This window comes from Sporichthyaceae bacterium, from assembly GCA_036493475.1.
Taxonomy (GTDB): domain Bacteria; phylum Actinomycetota; class Actinomycetes; order Sporichthyales; family Sporichthyaceae; genus DASQPJ01.
This window is the reverse complement of record DASXPS010000204.1, coordinates 23,621-41,142: the sequence shown is the minus strand read 5'-3', so window position 1 is coordinate 41,142 and position 17,522 is coordinate 23,621. Positions and strand designations below refer to the sequence as shown.

Below are 17,522 nucleotides of genomic sequence, written 5' to 3'. Positions count from 1 at the left end.
GACGCCGCCCCGAAGATCATCGGCTGGGCCCGCGACCTGGGCACCATCACCACGTTCCGGTTGCTGCGCCACGGGCAGACCGAACACACCCTGCAGCGCCGGTTCAGCGGCGGTTCCAGCGACCCGGCGTTGACCGAGGTGGGCCACCGGCAAGCCGATGTGACGGCGCGTCACCTCGCCACGGCCGGGCCCATCGACCTGATCGTCAGCTCGCCGCTGCAGCGCGCCCGGCAGACCGCCGCCGCGGTCGGTGCTGCTCTCGCCGTCGACGTCGTGATCGACGAAGACCTGCGCGAGTGCCACTTCGGGGTGTGGGACGGGCTGACCTTCGAGGAGGTCCGCACGGGGTGGCCCGACGAGCTCGCCGGCTGGCTGGCCTCGCCGGCAAAGGCCCCACCCCGCGGGGAGAGCATGCGCGAGGTGGCCACCCGGGTGAGCGCCGCGCAGGAGCGGCTGTTGGACCGGCACGCCGGCCAGAACGTGCTGGTGGTCGCGCACGTCTCGCCGATCAAGATACTGATCCGGTTCGCGCTGGACGGTCCGGAGCACCTGGTGCACAAGCTGCAATTGGCACCCGCCTCCCTGTCCACGGTGGCCTGGTACGGCGACGGCAACAGCGCGCTGCACTCCTTCAACGACACCGGCCACCTCGGTGCCCTGGCCAGGGTGGACGGCACATGACCGAGTTACCACCCCCGGACGGATCGGTGTGGTTGAACTGGGCGCGCAAGCTCGACGCCATGGCCCGGATCGGCTCGGAGTTCGCGGAGAACCCCTACGACCAGCGCCGCTACGCCGAGCTGGGCTCGATCGCCCGGGCCATGTTCGCCGAGCTGTCCGGCCGTCCCGAGGTGGAGCTGCCCGACCTGTATCACGCCACCGAGGGCTACGTGACACCCAAGGTGGACGTACGCGCCGCGGTGTTCGACGAGCAGCACCGCCTACTGCTGGTCCGTGAGGTGGCCGACGGCCGGTGGTCGCTACCGGGTGGTTGGGCGGACGTGGGGGACGCCCCTTCGGTGTCCGCGGCCCGTGAGGTGTACGAGGAGTCCGGGTACACCACCCGGCTGACGCACCTGGTCGGGGTCTTCGACGCGCACGACCCGACCACGCCGTTCAGTGCCTACAAGATCGTGTTCTGCGGGGAGCTGAGCGGTGGGGAGGCGGGCGGCGACCACGAGACCGATGGGGTCGGGTTCTTCGCCGGCGATGACCTACCGCCGCTGTCGCACCGACGCACCCCCGACCGCGTGGTCGCCGCGATCCTCGCCCATCGCGCCGACCCGAGCCTGCCCGCACTGTTCGAGTAACGAGAAGGGCGAACGCATGCCTCGGATAACCCCGTGCCTGTGGTTCGACGGCAACGCCGAGGAGGCGGCCGCGTTCTACATCAAGATCTTTCCGAACTCCGGCGTTACCAACGTCGTTCGCGCCCCGTCCGGGGGCACCCCGAGCAACGAGCCGGGGGCGGTGATGGTGGTCGAGTTCAGCCTGGATGGGGCGAGCTTCGTCGGGTTGAACGGCGGGCCGCACTTCACCTTCTCCGAGGCGATCTCGCTGCAGATCCCGTGCGCCGATCAAGCCGAGGTCGACTACTACTGGGACGCCCTGGTGGACGGCGGCGAGCCGGGTCCGTGCGGGTGGTTGAAGGACCGCTTCGGCTTGTCCTGGCAGGTGTTCCCCACCCGGCTGATGGAGCTGAACAGCGACCCGGATCCGGAGCGGGCGAACCGCTCCATGCAGGCCATGATGACCATGCAGAAGATCGACCTCGCGGCAATCGAGGCGGCCGTCGCGGGCGGCTGACGCGACGTCAGGCGGCAAGTCGCTCGCGCGACTCGGCGGCGATCAGCGAGTGCACCAGGCGCAGCTTTTCCAACACGGTGGGGGAGAGCACGAACGGATAGAGATCGCGCTTCCCCATCGACCGATTGACCGCGTTCAGGGCGTAGGTCAGCGGCAACCAGGCATTTATCAAATCGTCGAAGTCGTCGTGCTCCTCCAGCGGAACCGAGCTGAGCGGAGCCAACGGGTCCGGCGGAGTGTCCAGCTCCGGACCGGCCACGACGATGCCGAACGCTGCCGCGGTCTGCAGGCTGTCGCGGATGTGCAGGTAGTGCGCGAAGGTCTCCGCCCAGTCCTCCCACGGGTGGGCGGCGGCGTAGGTCGAGACGTGGGTCTCGGCCCAATTCGGATCGGGGTTGCCGGTGTAATTCGCCTGTAGTGCCGCGGCGTAGTCGGCGCGCTCGTCGCCGAACAGCGCGCGGAACACGTCCAGCGCGGGCCGCCCCGCCACCAGCACCGTCCAGTAGTAGTGCCCGACCTCGTGGCGGAAATGCCCGAGCAGGGTGCGATAGGGCTCCGCCATCTGCACGCGCAGTGCCTCTCGATGCCCGGCGTCGCCCTCGGCCAGGTCGATGGTGATCACCCCGTTGTCGTGCCCGGTGGTGACCGGTTGGCCGACGCTGGACAGCAGATCGAAGGCCAACCCGTGTTCCGGGTCCTCCTCGCGATTGCGGACCGGCAGGCCGAGGTCGTCGAGTTGGTAGAGCAACCGGCGGGAGGCGCCCTGCGCCAGCACGAAGGCGGCCATGCCCGCTTCGTCAGCGTCGTTGGGACGGGTGCGAGTCAGTTGACAGCAGTCGCACAACGGGTCCGGGCCCGGCGCCGTCCAGTTGCAAGCGGCGATCTCGGCATTGGCGCAACGCAAACCGGGCGGCACGCAGACGAAGTCCGCGGTCCGCCGCTCAAAACCCACCTGCGTGCCGCAGGCCAGGCACCTGCTGTTCTCGAAGAACAGCAGGGCCCCGCAGGAGGGACAGGTGAACGCACGCACTGACGCACGCTACCCGGCGAGCGGGGAGTCCACTCCCGCCGGCGCCACCGGCACCGGCTCCATGTCCACGAAGACCTGCATCGTGCTCTGCTTGCTCTCGGTGAAGATGACGCCACGCAGCGGGGGCACGTCGCCGTAGTCCCGGCCGATCGCGGCGACCACGTAGGACTCGTCGACGAACTGATGGTTGGTCGGGTCCAGGTCGACCCAACCGAGGCCCGGCGCGAAGACCGACACCCAGGCGTGCGACGCATCCGCTCCGACCAAGCGCGCCCGGCCGGGTGGGGGACGAGTTTCCAGATACCCGCTGACGTAACGGGCGGCCAGGCCGGCCGCACGCAACGCGGCCACCCCGAGATGAGCGAAGTCCTGGCAGACGCCCGCACGGCGGGCCAACACCTCGGCCAGCGGGGTGGACACCGTGGTGACCCCGGTGACGTAGGCGAATTCCCCGATGCGCTCGAGCAGATCGACGAGGACCTCGTCGAGGCTGCGGCCCGGCCGCATCAGGTCGGTGGCGAACGCCGCTACCTCAGGGGCACGCCCGATCATCGGGGAGGGCAACAGGAACGGGCGAGCGTCGAGCAGGTCCGGGTCCAGGTCGGCGCGGTCGGCCAACCGATCGCGGACAACGCGGGCCCGGACATCGCGCAACGCGTCGCGGTCCACCTCGGGACGGTGCACGTCGATCAGGCTGCGGCAGGTGACGGTCAGCTCTCGATGCGGCTCGCGCACCACGAAGTAGACCGAGCGGTTGCCGAAGAAGTCGGCGTGTTCGGACAACTCGACCGGACCCGGCTCGGTGTCCAGCGTGTACTCCAGGCGGTGCTGTCCCTCGCCGTGACGGGGCACCAGATGAGCCCGTCCGTAACTGGTCTGCACGTCCTCGTCGTAGCGGTACTCGGTGCGGTGGGTGAGCTGATAACGCCGCGCACCGGGCGGCGCCGGCACCGGGGCCGGCGCGCTCACCAGGACTCCGCGGCAATGACGGTGCCCGCCAGCGGGCGCTGCGGGGCGCGCTGGACGAAGAAGATGTCCTGCAGGTCCGCGGCCAGCGTGGCCAGGTCCGCGCCGAGTTCATCGAGGAACGCGCGCAGGGCGGGACGGTCGCCGTCGGCCTGCGGGATGGCCAGGGCGAGGGTGTCCGCGGCGCGCACCCGGGAACGCAGATCGCCGAGTAGTTCGCGCACCCCGGCCATCCGCTCGGCATCGGACGGGATGCGCTCCAGCGACTCGCCGAGCCGGTCGAGTTGGTAACCGATGGCCCGCGGGTTCTCCCGATCCACCAGCAACAGATCAAGCACGGTGCCCACGCCGGCGCGAGCGGTGTAGCGACGCCGGTAGGTGATGATGCTCTCCGCCGCGATCAGCACCGATTCCACGACCAGGCTGTCGGTGTCCGCGCTGCGTGTGCCGCCCAGGCCTGCGGACAGCAACGCGCAGACGTGCGCGGCGCGCTCCAGGCGTCGGCCGATCTCGCAGAACCGCCAACCGGCGTCGCGCACCAGGCTTTCGGCCATCAGCCCGGACAACGCCAGCAGGCCCTCCAGCACTTTGGCCAACGTCGTTGGCGTGTCGGTGTCCTGGCGGTTCTGCAGTTCGCGTTCCAGACCACCGAGCACCAGCCAGGTGTCGGTGGACAGTTGTTCGCGTACGTCCCCGGACAACGCGGTCAACCGCCGCACCGCGTGGGCCAGCGTGCCCGGCCGGTCCTCGTTGAACACCACATCGGTGATGTCCGGCGCGGTGCCGGTCACCGCGCTCAGCGTGCGCAGCAGCACGGCCAGCGCGGCCGCCCCCTGCTGCTCGGGTGAGTGGTGGAAGTCCGCCCAGCGGTCGTTCACGGCACGCAGCACGCGCGCGGTGTCCTCGGCGCGTTCGGCATAGCGGCCCAACCAGAACATGTCCTCGATGACCCGTGGGGAGTCGGTCATCGGCAGGATCTGCGACGGGGTGGCCTCGCGGACCCAGGGGGCAACGGTCGGTGCGCCACGCGTGTTGCGGATCCAGATGTCCTTGGATGTCGGCGGGGTCTCACGCGCCGTCAGTCCGCCGTGCGGAGTGCGCACCTGGCCGAGTCCACCGGTCATCACCTGATAGCCGACGCCGGAGGCCACGGCGAAGGTGCGCAGGGTGAGCAGCTGCGGGAACAGGTCGTCGGCCACCACGCTGGGTGCGGTGGAACAGGCCAGCGCCTCCTGGCCCACCCACAGATGCGGCTCGGCCTCGATGCGTCGGCGCAGGTCGTCGCGCTGCGCCTCGGACAGCTCCCATCCGTTGATGTGGGTGCGCGCGATGCCGCGGGCCAATGGTTTGATCACCAACTCGGCCAGCCGTTCGCGCACCAGGGTCAGCTCGTCGGGGTCGCCGCACCACCGGGTCGGCACCGACTTGAGCCGCAGCGGTTCGTCCAGCAGCAGCTGGCAGAGCGGGGGCAGGAACGGCAACAGCGCCGGGTTCTCCACCACCCCGGCGCCCAGCCCGTTGACCACCGCGACATTGCCCGAGCGCGCGGCCTCGACCAGACCGGGCACGCCCAGTTCGGAGTCCGGGCGCAGATCCAGCGGGTCGCAGAACCAGCTGTCCACCCGGCGCAGGATCACATCCACCGGCTCCCGGCGGCCCAACGTGCGCCGCCACACCCGGCCCTCGGCGACCATCAGGTCCGATCCGCGGACCAGCGGATAACCCAACAGCGTGGACAAGTAGGCCTGTTCGAAGGCGGTCTCGCTGTGCGTGCCCGGAGTGAGCAGCACGGCGCGGGGCGCCTCCGCGGTGGGCGGGGCCACCTGCTCCAACCCGATCCGCATCGCGTGGAAGAACGGCCCGAGGCGGTGAATCTCCGCCTCGCGGTGCAGGGTCGGCAGCACCCGGGAGACCACCCGCCGGTTGGCCATCGCGTAACCCGCACCCGAGGGGGCCTGCACCCGGTCAGCGACCACACACCAGGTGCCGTCGCGGGCCCGGCCGAGGTCTGCCGCGGCCAGGAACAGTTGCCGCTTGGCCCCGATCACCCCGTCCCAGGCGCGCAGGAAGCCGGGGTGCGCGTGCACCACCTCGGTGGGCAGTATCCCGGACCGGATCGACTCCCGTGGTCCATAGAGGTCGGCCAGTAGCAGGTCCAGCAGTTGCGCGCGTTGGGTGAGGCCGGGTTCCAGCACCGCCCACTCGACCTCGTCGAGGAACACCGGCAGCGGGTCCAGGCCCCAGCGCTGCTCCTCCTCGGCGCCGAGCGGACGGTAGGTGACGCCGTCCTCGTCGAGCAGTCGCTCGACCTCCGCCGCGGCCGCGGCCAGCCCCTGCGGACCGAGTTGCTCGGCGACGGCGGACAGCTCGCGCCAGCCGCCGCGGACCCGGCCGTGGAAGCCGACCATCTCGTCCCAACAGGAACGCTGCGCGGCCCGCCGGGCGGCGTAGGCGTGCACCATCCCGCGCGCGGACTCGCGAGCGCCCGGCCCGGATCCGGGCAGCGTGTCGGTCACCGTGGCGCGGGGAAGCGGCGCAGGTCGAGCGTGCGCGGGTACTCGCCGGCATCGGCCGCGGTCGAGGCGACCAGGGAGGTGGCCGGGGACGGGTGCATGGACGAAGACTGCCATGCCGCTGGGTCCACCGGCCCCGGCGTGTGCCCGCCGACGGTGAATCGCGCGCCGCGCCGGGATTCCGCCTCGGCCGCGTTCACCGGGAACGTGGTCCACGCGCGGCCGCCCGGGTGCGTGACGTGGTACGTGCAGCCGCCCAGCGAACGGTGGTTCCAGATGTCCACCACGTCGAACACCAACGGGGAGTGCACCTTGATGGTGGGGTGCAACGCGGAGGGCGGAGCCCAGGCCCGGTAGCGCACGCCCGCGACCAGCGAGTCCGCGCTGCGGGTCGGGGACAGCGGCAGCGGCACCCCGTTGCAGGTCACCGCATGGCGGCCGGGCACGGCACCGCTCACCTTCACCTGCAGGCGTTCGGTCGAGGAGTCCACGTAGCGCGCGGTGCCGCCGCCGGCCACCTCCTCGCCGAGTACGTGCCACGGCTCGATGCCGGCGCGCAGCTCCAGATGCACCGGGCCGACGTCGACCGAGCCCAGCCGCGGGAATCGGAACTCCGCGAAGGGGTCCAGCCAGGCCGGGGAGAACGGCAGGTCGTGCGCGGCCAGGTCGGCCATCACGTCGCCCACGTCCGCCAGCGCGTACTCGGGCAGCAGAAACGTGTCGTGCAACCGGGTGCCCCAGCGCACCAGTGGACCGGTGTACGGGCGCTCCCAGAACCGCACCACCAACGCGCGCACCAGCAGCGCCTGCACCAGCGCCATCTCCGGATGCGGTGCCATCTCGAAGCCACGCAGTTCCAGCAGGCCCAGCCGTCCGCGTTCGGTGTCCGGGCTGAACAGCTTGTCGATGCAGAACTCGCTGCGGTGGGTGTTGCCGGTGATGTCGGTCAGCAAGTGGCGTAGGGCCCGGTCCACCTGCCAGGGCCGGGGACCCTCGGGCGCTTCGGCCAACCGGGCGAGCTCGGCGAAGGCGATCTGGAGTTCGTAGAGCGTCTCGTGCCGGCCCTCGTCGACGCGCGGCGCCTGACTGGTCGGGCCGATGAACCGCCCGGAGAACAGGTAGGTCAGGCCGGGGTGGTGCTGCCAGTAGGTCAGCATGCTGACCAGCAGGTCCGGCCGGCGCAGCAGCGGCGAATCGGCCGGCGTCGGACCACCCAGGGTCAGATGCCCACCCCCGCCGGTGCCGGTGTGTGCGCCGTCCATGGCGAACGTCTCGGCGGCCAGCCCGACGCCGTGCGCCGCCTCGGACAGCGTCCGGGTGATCTCCGTCAACTCCGACCAATCGGTCGCCGGATGGACATTGACCTCGATCACGCCGGGGTCGGGGGTGACGGTGAGCGTGCGCACGCGGACGTCGCCGGCCGGCGGGTAGCCCTCCAGCACGACCCGCACTCCGGTGCCGGCGGCGGCCCGCTCCACGACGCCGAGCAGCGCGACGGTGTCTGCGGCATCGGGTAGCGGCGGCAGGAACACGAACACGTGCCCGTCGCGCTCCTGCACGCATAGCGCCGTGGTGGGCGCGCCCTCGACCGGCAGGACCCGGGCCGCGGCGGTCCGCACGATGTGCACGGCGGGAACGGCCGCCACGCTCGGCCGGAGCGGGGCCACGGGGGCAAAGCGGGAACGGTCCGGGTCGATCGGCGGCGGGGTCCAGGCCAAAGCGTCCAGCGGTAGCCGCAGCCCGGCCGGGGACGTGCCGGGAAGCAGGAACACCTCGCCGCGGCGGCAACGCCAGACGGTGGTGGTCCAGGCGGTGCCTTCCTCGGAACGACTCAGCGGAATGGCCCACGCCGCCGGCCGGCCGTTCTCGGCGTCCAGCGCCGCGACGATCTCCGCTCGGCGAGCGGCGTCCGCGGGCCAGGCCGCCGTACCGGGGGCGGGCGGCGGGGGACCGGCCGGCAGCCGGGCCTCGGTGGCCAGCAGGTCCAACGGGTCCTCGAACAGCGGCCGAAGATACTCGGCGGGCACGCCGAGCCCGGCCGCAATGGCCCCGGTGACCGCCGCAACGGCCTCGGCAGCGGCCTTCGAACCCGGTTGGAGCGTTGTGTCGGCCCACGGGTGGTCGAGCAGATCGGGGTCCAACCACAAAGGGGTGCCATCGGCCCGCCAGAAGATGCCGATCTGCCACCGCGGCAACGGCTCACCCGGGTACCACTTGCCCTGCCCGTGGATGGCAACGCCCGCCGGTGCGTAGTGCTCCATCAGGCGCCGGGCCAGCGCGAGTGCGTAGTCCCGCTTCTCCGCACCGTCGGCGGCGATCCGCCACTGCGCGGAGTCCATGTCGTCGGCCGCGACGAAGGTCGGCTCGCCGCCCATGGTCAGGCGTACATCGCCCGCGGCCAGGCGCGCGTCCACCGCCTCGCCCAGCGCATCGATCCGTTCGAGTTGGATGGCGGAGTACGGCTTGCTGACCCGTGGGTCCTCGTGGATGCGTCGCACGCTGTTCGCGAACTCCAGCGTGCTGACCGCCGGGCCGGTGCTGCCGCTGATCGGAGCGGCGTGCTCCGGGCGGGGACTGCCCACCAGCGGAATGTGCCCCTCCCCGGCCAGCAGTCCGGAGGTGGCGTCCAGCCCGATCCAGCCGGCGCCGGGTACGTAGACCTCGGCCCAGGCGTGCAGGTCGGTGAAGTCCTCGGTGAGGTTCGCCGAGGCGTCATCGGGCACCAGTTGAACCAGGTAACCGGAGACGAAACGGGCCGCCAAGCCAAGCTCGCGCAGCATTGCCACCAGCAACCACGCGCTGTCCCGGCACGATCCGACGCCGGTCTCCAGCGTCGTGTCGGGAGACTGCACACCGGGCTCCATACGAAGCGAATACGCGATGTCGCCGGCCACCCGGCGGTTGAGTTCGACGAGGAAGTCGACGATCGCCGTGCCCTTGGCGGACGGGGCGTCGAACTCCTCGAGCCAGTGCCGCAGCCGCGGACCAGCACCGGAGCCGACGGGGGTGCCGGGCTCGTCGACGCGGCGCAGGTAGGCCGCGAGATCCTCGGCCGAGCCGAGCGGGTACTCGAACGGGAACTGCCGGGCGGAGTCGTCGACGAAGAAGTCGAAGGGATTGATGGGGCTGAGATCGGCCACCAGGTCCACGGTGATCGACAGTTCGGTCGCCGGCTGCGTGAAGACCAGGCGCGCGGCGTGGTTTCCGTAGACGTCCTGCTGCCAATTCACGAAGTGCTCGGCGGGAGAGACGCGCAGCGAGTATCCGGTGATCGACGTGCGGCAGTGTGGCGCCGGGCGCAGTCGGACCAGGTGCGGACCGATGTCGGTGGGTCGATCGAACCGGTAGACGGTGCGGTGTTCGACGGCGACGCGGATGGCCACAGGATCCTCCGACCCACAGTTCGGGCGAACGTACGTGCGCAGCGTGCCGGGACGGCCGACGCGGACTGTTTCAGTCCGATGAAGGTATGACTACCGCCCGTTGCCCACGAACGGGTGAGCGTTTGACCTCCGTCATACCCGGCCGGACGAGGATGCGTGCAACAGCAGGAGGCGCCGGTGGCTGTGGCCCGTCATTTCGTGTACCGACTGATTCCGCGTGCGGTCGCGGGTTCGGTCGAAGTGCGCGACGTGATGGCCGAGCACCTCACCTACTGGGCCGGCTTGTTCGACGGGGGTCACGTGGTGGTCGCCGGTCCGGTGTCGACCGAGGAAGGCGTGTACGGGTTGGCGGTGGTGCAGGCCGCCGACGAGGCCGAGGTGCTCCGCCTGGCTGCCGCCGATCCCGCGATCATCGCCGGCGTGGCCGACTTCGAGGTGCTCGCCATGCCCAGCGCGTGGGCGCGGCCGGACGGCGACATTCGTGAGCATCGACGCCGGATCGCCGCCGCGCGACCGCGGGCGCGGCGCGGGCGCCCGGCAAACCGCCGCTGAGACCGGTGCGGTCGGTCGCCGGCGGACTCAACGAGGAGCGTCGGTCAGTTGTGCCGCTGGTGCGGCGGCTCTGACTGCCGCGGCGCGGCGGAGCATCGCGGCGTCCAGACCGGCGGCCACGACGAGGGCCAGCGCACCCGCGCTGCGCCAGGCGAGGTCCCAGCCGGGTTCGGCGAGCAGAAACACCCCACCGAGGGCCAGCACGATGCTGTAGAGGAGCAGGACCAGGCGGCCGCGGGAGGGCGCCGCGGGCCGGTCGGGCGCCGGCGGGTGGGTGGGCACCATCTCGACCTGGAGCGCCAGTTGGACGGGCTCGGGCGCGTCCACGGTCGTGGCGGGCAGGGCAACCGGCTCCGGCCACGTCAGGAACGGGTCCGCGGGCTGCGCGGGGTTGCCCGCCCAGTACTCGCCGGCCGGTACCTGCTCCCCCTTCATCAGGAACGAGTCCGCGGCCAACAGCACGCCGTCGCCGATCGTCACGCCGTAGTGCACGAAGGAGGCGACGCCCAGTGTGACGCCCGCGCCCACCACGGTCTTCGCGGACTTGAAAGCGCCGTCCTCCTGTGAGTGCGTCTGCGCGCCGCTGGACGCGTTCAGCGTGGCGTAGTCGCCGACGGTGACGAAGCTCTTTTCCGGGAACGACGCCCCGTCGTCGAAGACCCGCTTGCCGATCTTCGCGCCGAGCAGGCGCAGCACCACGCTCTTGAACGGAGTGCCGTTGAGGAACTGGACGTAGCCGCGGGAGGGCACCTTCCAGTACCGCTCGTGACGCCAGAATCGGTTGTCGTAGATGGAAACTCCGTCCGGGCACAGCGAGGCGTAGCGGGTGCATGCACGTTCCACCGCGAGGTAGAAGGCGAACAGGAACACCGCGTAGCCGGCCTCGGCCATCGCCAGGCCCCAGGCGCTGCCCGAGGAGTCGATGGCCTCGCCGCCCGCCTCGGCAAACACGAACAACGAGAACACGCCGATCCAGCGCACCAGCAGGAACATCAGCACGGTCAGCGTGTTGTGACGATTCTTCTGCCGCAATCCGCGGCGCAGTTCGGCGGGGTCCTCGATGGCGAAGCCAGTGTCGCGGGCCACGGTGCGGGGGATCTCGAAGGGCGGGGAACCCAGCAGGCCGACGCCTTCTCGCACCGGGCCGTCGATCGGGACCATGGTCATGGTGCCGATCAGGCAGTTGTCCCCGACCGTGGCGCGGGGCGGGTAGGCAATGCCGTTGCCCAGGAAGCTGTGGGCGCCGATGGACACCGGGGCTACCCGGAACGTGGACGCCGAGTAGTCCACGTTGTTGAGCGACAGGCCGTCAGCGATGACCGTGCCGGTGCCGACCCGCGCGGCGAACGGGGTGTCGTGCGCGACCGTGCCGAAGTTGGTGCCGGTCTGCAGGATCGGGGTGAGCCGGTAGCCCAGTGCGCGCAGGAAGTACACGACGTAGGAGCTGTCGGCCACCATCCCCGCGTAGAACTTCATGGTGGTGATGCGGGTGATGGTGCGCAGCGCGGAGTGCCGGATGCCGTGCAGTCGATAGACCTTGTCCGGTCGCACCAGCAGGCTCAGCGCCCGCGCGGTCAGGTTCAGCACAGGGAACCAGACCAGCAGCACGCCGAAGAACAGCACCGCCGAGTTGGCGGCGGCGCTGCCGTAGAAGCGTGCGGTGCTCAGTGAGGCCGTGCCGGGCGTGCCGCCGCTCAACCGGATGGCCAGATTCCAGAATCCGTCCAGCACCGCCAAACCGAGCGGCAGCGTGAACAGGATCGTCCACAGCAACTGGCTGATGCCGAACAGAGTGCGGCGGCGGCGCGAGCAGCTGCGGCACGGGTCCGGCTCGACGGCGCCGAAGTCAACGTTGCCCGGCCCGGCGGGGGAGCCGTACCAGCGCTCGCCGGCGGGCACTGATTGGCCGGGGTGCAACGCGGAAGCGTGACCGAGCTGGGCGCCGTCGCCCATCGCGGTCTCGATGTCGACAACAGTCTTGGCGCCGACCACCACCCGGTCGCCGAGGGTGATCCGTCCGGTGCGGATGAGGCCGGCCTCGGCGTGGTAGCCGGGCATCACGGTGTCGCGGCGGATGACGGTGTCCTCCCCGACGGAGAACAGGTCGGTGCACAGCGGAACCTGGTTGGTCAGGATCGTGGTGCCACGGCCGATCCGCGCACCCAACGCGCGCAGGTACACGCCGTACAGCGGGGAACCGAGCATGATCAGGATCAGCGGGTTGCGCTGCACCACCGACTTGACCACCCAGAACCGCAGGTAGCGCAGCGACCAGACGCGGATGGTGGTCGGCTTCCACCGCCCGATCAGCGTCCACTTCAGCAGCACCGGCAGCAGGAAGCAGGCCAGCACACCGCCCGTAGCGAAGGTGACCGCGCGCAGGTACGTCGCGAGCGGGCCATGCGCCGGGTCCAGCCAGCGGTAACCGACGACGCTCGCGGCCGAGACCAGCACGGGCAGCAGCAGCAGGATCACCAGCTGGGCCAGGCCGCAGAAGGCGTAGGCGAACCGCCCGACCGGGTCGATGACGAAGGGCGCCGGGGGCCCGCCGCCGCGCACCGGTTCGATCGCCGCGGGCGACGCGGCGGGCGCCGGGGCTGCGTCCGCGCCGGGCACCAATAGCGCGGCTGCCCCCGCGCCGGGCGCGAGTGCGGCGGCCAGCTCGGCGAGGGTCGGATGCCGGTAGACGTCCTTCATCGACACCTTGGGTAGGTCCGTGCGCCTACGGACCGTCGCGCAGAACTTCGCCATGGTCATGGAATCCGCGCCGAGTTCGTCGAAAACGTGCGCGCCGGGGGAGACTTCCGCGCCGGCCAGCAACTCGGTGAGGATCTGCCGATAGGCCTTGAGTGTCGCGAAGAAATCGCCGGAACCCACGGGCTCGATCGGGGCGGGTGGAGCCGGGTGCTCCGCGATCTCGGTGCCCAGCGCCGCGCCGAGGAACGCGGGGGCGGGAGCGGACTCCACACCGACCCGGGGCACCGGCACGGCTGCCGGAGGGGGCGTCGGCGCGGATTCCAGGCCCGCGACGATGGCCGCGACGCTGGGCCAGCGATAGATGTCCTTCATGGAGACGCGGGGCAGCTCCGAGCGCTTGCGCACGGTGGCGCAGAACTTCGCCATGGTCAGCGAATCAGCGCCGAGGTCCTCGAAGAACGTCGCCTCCGGCGTGACCGTCGCAACCCCGAGTACCTCGGCGGCGATGGCGCACAGCTGGACGGTCAGCTCCGACCGGTCGCCCGAATCGGTGCGGCCCACTGGTTCCTCCGGTCAGACGTGCGGCAGTACAAACCGAGAATGCCTACCGATCGGTCACTTTGCACGGACCGCGCAGGTGAGAGTCTGGAAAAAAGTCGCTGAGAGGTATCTGTCGAAGTAGGGTTTCCGGTGGCGACGAGCCGGCCGGGCGGCCGCGGCGGAGCGATCCGTCGAGGAAAGTCCGGACTCCACAGGGCAAGGTGGTGGGTAACACCCACCCGGGGCGACCCGCGGGACAGTGCCACAGAGAACAAACCGCCACTGCACTTCGGTGCAGCGGTAAGGGTGAAACGGTGGTGTAAGAGACCACCAGCGTCCGGGGTGACCCGGGCGGCTCGGTAAACCCCACCCGGAGCAAGGCCAAGATCGGCGGGCTCGCCCGTCGTGTGTGAGCGTTCGAGGGCGGCCCGCCCGAGCTCACAGGTAGGCCGCACCGAGGCCGACGGCAACGTCGGTCCCAGATGGATGGCCGCCGGTCGGCCCGCAAGGTCCGGCCACAGAATCCGGCTTACAGGCCGGCTCGTCGTCTCCTCTCACCGACCGCTGCGCGTCCGGCTCGTGATGCAGTTTGGAACGCATGGGGCATTTGAGGCGCCTCATCGGCCACAGGCGGCGCAACGTGCATTGCCGGCCCGGGTAGGGCGGTGGTCCGCCGGCTCCCCCCGCTCGGATGGTTTGGGTGGGTTTGCACTGGAATGACCGGTCTCCCCGGGTGCACGATGAGCGCAGGCGCTCTCGTCCCAGGTCGTGATGCCGGACGACCGGAGGCGCCCCGGTGAGGTGAGACGATGCGCAACCCGGTCCTCGCGGTGACTGCCGCCGCCCTGATCGCCCCGTTCGCCCCGACGGCGCCCCACGTCTTCACCGCGGCCCAGACCGGGCTGTTCAGCGGGGTGTTCGAGAACCCGAAGGGCATCAACTGCGAACGGGCGTTCAACCCGCAGCCGCGGTGCAACCCGACGGCCAACGCGATCGCCGAGCTGGCGGACGGCCGCGACCTGTACTGGAGCGGACTGGAGGGCATCAACCACGTCGGCAACAAGGACACCCTGGTCACCGAGTTCGGCACCACCGCGCAGAACAGCAACTCGGCGATTCTGGACCTGCGCAGCGGGACGCCGAAGTTCTCGGTGCCCAAGCAGCCGGACACCGGAATCAACCCCAACGGCAACCCGGACAACGAGTACCTGCCCGGGCCGCTGCACAACAACGACGTCACCGACAACGACGGCGACCTGTTCTGCGCCGACCTGAACTTCCTCGCCGATGGGCGGGTCATCACCAACGGTGGTACCGCCTACTACCAGGAGCCCGGCATCCCCGGGCACCCCGAATACGGAATCGTCGAGCTCAACGGCCTGAAGAACACCCGGATCTTCGATCCGCGCACGAACTCCTGGTCCGAGGCCGGGAAGATGAACTGGGCCCGCTGGTATCCGACCATGGTCACCCAGCCGGACGGCTCCATCATCACCTTCAGCGGCGTCACCAAGATGATCAAGCCGTACTACCCGGACCGGCCCGGCGATTCGATGGCCAACGAGCGCCACATCGAACGCTTCAACCCGGCCACCGGGCAATGGACGACGTTGCCGGATTCGGCGAAGAAGTCGCTGCCGCTGTTCCCGCGGATGCATCTGCTGCCCGACGGCCGCACGCTGTTCAACGCCGGCGGCCAGGTCGCCAACCCGATGGGGTACTCCTGGGACGAGGCGACCTGGGGCTTCGACTCGGTCTTCGACCCGAAGACCAACGGCTGGACCGACCTGGGCATGAACGACTTCGGCGGGCTGCCGCTGGGCTTCCGGGGGTCCGGGGTCTCGGTGATGCTGACCATCAAGCCCGGCGACACCGCGACGAAGTTCCTCTCCGTCGGCGGGGTGCCGTTCGAGTGGCCCGGCGGCTACTTCGGTCAGCTCGCTACGACGTTGACCTCGGTGGGCTACGGCACCGACGCCTTCTCCTCGGTCTCGGCCGGGAATCTACACACCCCACGCTGGCTGTCGGACGGCGTGCTGCTGTCCACCGGCCAGGTGTACGTGGTCAACGGCGGCGACCGCGATCACCTGGAGACCCCCGGCATCGACTACGCCAACAAGTCCACCGAGATGTGGGACCCGGCCACCAGCAAGTGGACGGTGCTCGAGCCTCAGGCCCACCGGCGCAGCTACCACACCACTGCGGTGCTGCTGCCCGACGGTCGGATCCTGGTCGGTGGGCACGCGCCGGTGGGGGCGCTGCTCTACGGTCAGCCCACCGACGCGGCTGCGGACAACTTCGGCATGGCCCCGGGTTGGGCGGACTCCAGCTTCCAGATCTTCACCCCGCCGAACCTGTACTGGGGCAAGCGTCCGGTGATCACCGGCGTGAACCCGATGATCAGCACCAACAAGGTGCTCACCGTGAAGGTGGACCGGCCGCAGGACATCTCCAGCATTCGGCTGTACCGCAACCCGTCGCAGACCCACCTGGTCGACGGCGACCAGCGCAACGTGGAGTTGAAGATCGTCGGCCGGACCGCGAACGCGGTCAAGGTTGAGGTGCCGGGTAGCAACTACCTGACGCCCGGCCCGTACTTCCTGTTCGCGCACACGATGTCGAACCAGGGCGAGATCCCCTCCGTGGCCCGGCAGGTGTTCGTCGACTCCAAACAACCCGTCGCGATGGTCCATGCCCTGATGGCCCGTCAGATCGAGCTGGCGGCGAAGGAGTTGCGCGCCGGGGTCCCGGTGGTTCCGCTCACCCCCGACCCGTCCCGATCAACGCTTCCCGACACCGGTCGTGACCACGCCGTGCTACCGGGCGCCCCGGTGCGCTCGACGGCCGGACGTCGGGGCCGCCGGGCCCGGTGAGGCGGCGCTCCGGGTCACCTTCCGTCCGGGCGCGGCTGGTCCGCGGTCCGCTGCTCGTCGCGGTCGCGGTCGCGGTCGCGGTCGCGGCGGTGCTGTGCCCAGCGCCCGCGGCGCTCGCACACGGCACCGATCCGACGCTGGTTCCGGTGATCGACTCGATCTCCCCGGCGCTGCCGGCCGGCGTCGTCGTCCAGGTCCGCACCGGGGTCAGCGAGCAGATGCTGGTGGCGAACCCGGCGCGCGACGTGCTCACCGTGCTCGACCCGGACGGGACCGCGTTCCTGAAGGTGTCGAGCGCCGGCGTGCTCGGCAACCTGGCGGATCCGTTCTTCTCCGAAACGCTGAATCCGCCCGACGTCCCGCCGCGGTTGCCCACCGAGGCGCGGCCCGGTGCGAAGCCGCACTGGGTGCAGGTGTCGCAAACCGACGCCTTCGGCTGGTTCGAGCCCCGGCTGCACCCGCTGGCTCCCGGCACCGAGCCGAACAGCACGATCGTGGCGCGCTGGACGATCGGGATGCGGATGGGTTCGGTCCCGGTCACGATCATGGGGGCGTTGGAACGCAAGGCTGTCACCGGGACGTTCGTGGCCGAGCCCGACCCACGCCGCGACGACCTGCAGCTGACCGTGTCGCAGGGCCGGGTGCCCGCGCTGTTGCTGGTCGCACCGCCCGGCCGCACGGTCGTGGTGCTCGGTGAGGACGGCAAGGACTTCCTCCGCCTGGACGCCGAAGGGGCCTGGGCCAACACCGAGAGCCGGAACTTCCGCGACAACATCGACTTCACCGACCAGGCCGAGGGCCGCACCGGGTGGGTGCGGGTCGGCGAGTCGGGCCGGGTCCGCTGGCTGGACACCCGGTTGCAGTACTCGGCCGACCGCCCGCCGGCGGTGGTCGAGCGGGAGGGCAAGACGGCGCAGCTCGGCCGATGGACGATCCCGCTGCGGCTGGACGGTGCCTCGGCGCAACTCGGCGGCACGATCAGTTGGCTGCCGAACAACGCGCTTCCGCGGAAGCGCAGCGACGGTGCTCTGACGTGGGTGGTCGCCAGCGGGGCGGTCGTGCTGGTGGGGATCGCCGTCCTCGCGGTGGTGGGGCGTCGCCGCCGCGGGCGGCCCGGGGAACCCGCGGTCGCTGATGCAGGTTGAAAGGCGGGGTGCACCTG

11 protein-coding genes and 1 other RNA gene are annotated in these 17,522 nt (G+C 70.6%); 7 read left to right on the top strand and 5 right to left on the bottom strand.

Going from position 1 to position 17,522, the window contains the following annotated elements; genetic code table 11:
• From VGJ14_19685 to VGJ14_19675, 3 genes are all read left to right on the top strand, one after another.
• A partial coding sequence (locus VGJ14_19685) for a histidine phosphatase family protein (GenBank protein HEY2834650.1) occupies nucleotides 1-681 on the top strand: 681 nt, incomplete at its 5' end.
• Nucleotides 678-1,310: an NUDIX hydrolase N-terminal domain-containing protein gene (locus VGJ14_19680; GenBank protein HEY2834649.1), complete on the top strand. Its 633-nt coding sequence runs from the start codon at nucleotides 678-680 to the stop codon at nucleotides 1,308-1,310. The genes VGJ14_19685 and VGJ14_19680, both read left to right, overlap by 4 nt.
• A gap of 16 nt (nucleotides 1,311-1,326) precedes the next feature.
• Nucleotides 1,327-1,806 (top strand): VOC family protein, encoded by a 480-nt coding sequence (locus tag VGJ14_19675; GenBank protein HEY2834648.1) that lies wholly within the window; start codon nucleotides 1,327-1,329, stop codon nucleotides 1,804-1,806.
• Nucleotides 1,807-1,813: 7 nt separating this feature from the next.
• Here VGJ14_19675 and VGJ14_19670 read toward each other — a convergent pair whose 3' ends face one another.
• Genes VGJ14_19670 through VGJ14_19655 form a run of 4 tightly spaced genes read right to left on the bottom strand, consistent with a single transcriptional unit; the run spans nucleotide 1,814 to nucleotide 9,698 of the window.
• Nucleotides 1,814-2,836: a putative zinc-binding metallopeptidase gene (locus VGJ14_19670; protein ID HEY2834647.1), complete on the bottom strand. Its 1,023-nt coding sequence runs from the start codon at nucleotides 2,834-2,836 to the stop codon at nucleotides 1,814-1,816.
• A gap of 9 nt (nucleotides 2,837-2,845) precedes the next feature.
• The gene (locus VGJ14_19665; protein HEY2834646.1) at nucleotides 2,846-3,805 is read right to left on the bottom strand and encodes a transglutaminase family protein; all 960 of its coding nucleotides are present in this window, start codon (nucleotides 3,803-3,805) and stop codon (nucleotides 2,846-2,848) included.
• Nucleotides 3,802-6,318, bottom strand: a complete 2,517-nt coding sequence (locus VGJ14_19660) for a circularly permuted type 2 ATP-grasp protein (protein HEY2834645.1) — start codon at nucleotides 6,316-6,318, stop codon at nucleotides 3,802-3,804. Before VGJ14_19660 ends, VGJ14_19665 begins: the two co-directional genes overlap by 4 nt.
• Nucleotides 6,315-9,698, bottom strand: coding sequence for a transglutaminase family protein (locus tag VGJ14_19655; GenBank protein ID HEY2834644.1), 3,384 nt, complete (start codon nucleotides 9,696-9,698; stop codon nucleotides 6,315-6,317). The genes VGJ14_19660 and VGJ14_19655 overlap by 4 nt, the downstream gene beginning before the upstream one ends.
• Nucleotides 9,699-9,854: 156 nt before the next feature.
• Between VGJ14_19655 and VGJ14_19650 the strand changes: the two genes are divergently transcribed.
• On the top strand, nucleotides 9,855-10,250 hold the full coding sequence (locus tag VGJ14_19650) for a YciI family protein (GenBank protein ID HEY2834643.1): 396 nt from the start codon (nucleotides 9,855-9,857) through the stop codon (nucleotides 10,248-10,250).
• Between the two features lie 27 nt (nucleotides 10,251-10,277).
• Here VGJ14_19650 and VGJ14_19645 read toward each other — a convergent pair whose 3' ends face one another.
• On the bottom strand, nucleotides 10,278-13,508 hold the full coding sequence (locus VGJ14_19645) for a Pls/PosA family non-ribosomal peptide synthetase (protein HEY2834642.1): 3,231 nt from the start codon (nucleotides 13,506-13,508) through the stop codon (nucleotides 10,278-10,280).
• Between the two features lie 136 nt (nucleotides 13,509-13,644).
• Between VGJ14_19645 and rnpB the strand changes: the two genes are divergently transcribed.
• The 3 genes from rnpB to VGJ14_19630 all read left to right on the top strand — a co-directional run bounded on the left by rnpB (nucleotide 13,645) and on the right by VGJ14_19630 (nucleotide 17,505).
• An RNA gene (rnpB, locus tag VGJ14_19640) (RNase P RNA component class A) lies at nucleotides 13,645-14,035 on the top strand.
• Nucleotides 14,036-14,296: 261 nt separating this feature from the next.
• Nucleotides 14,297-16,360, top strand: coding sequence for a galactose oxidase-like domain-containing protein (locus VGJ14_19635; protein HEY2834641.1), 2,064 nt, complete (start codon nucleotides 14,297-14,299; stop codon nucleotides 16,358-16,360).
• The gene (locus VGJ14_19630) at nucleotides 16,357-17,505 is read left to right on the top strand and encodes a hypothetical protein (protein ID HEY2834640.1); all 1,149 of its coding nucleotides are present in this window, start codon (nucleotides 16,357-16,359) and stop codon (nucleotides 17,503-17,505) included. The genes VGJ14_19635 and VGJ14_19630 overlap by 4 nt, the downstream gene beginning before the upstream one ends.
• Nucleotides 17,506-17,522: the final 17 nt, after the last annotated feature.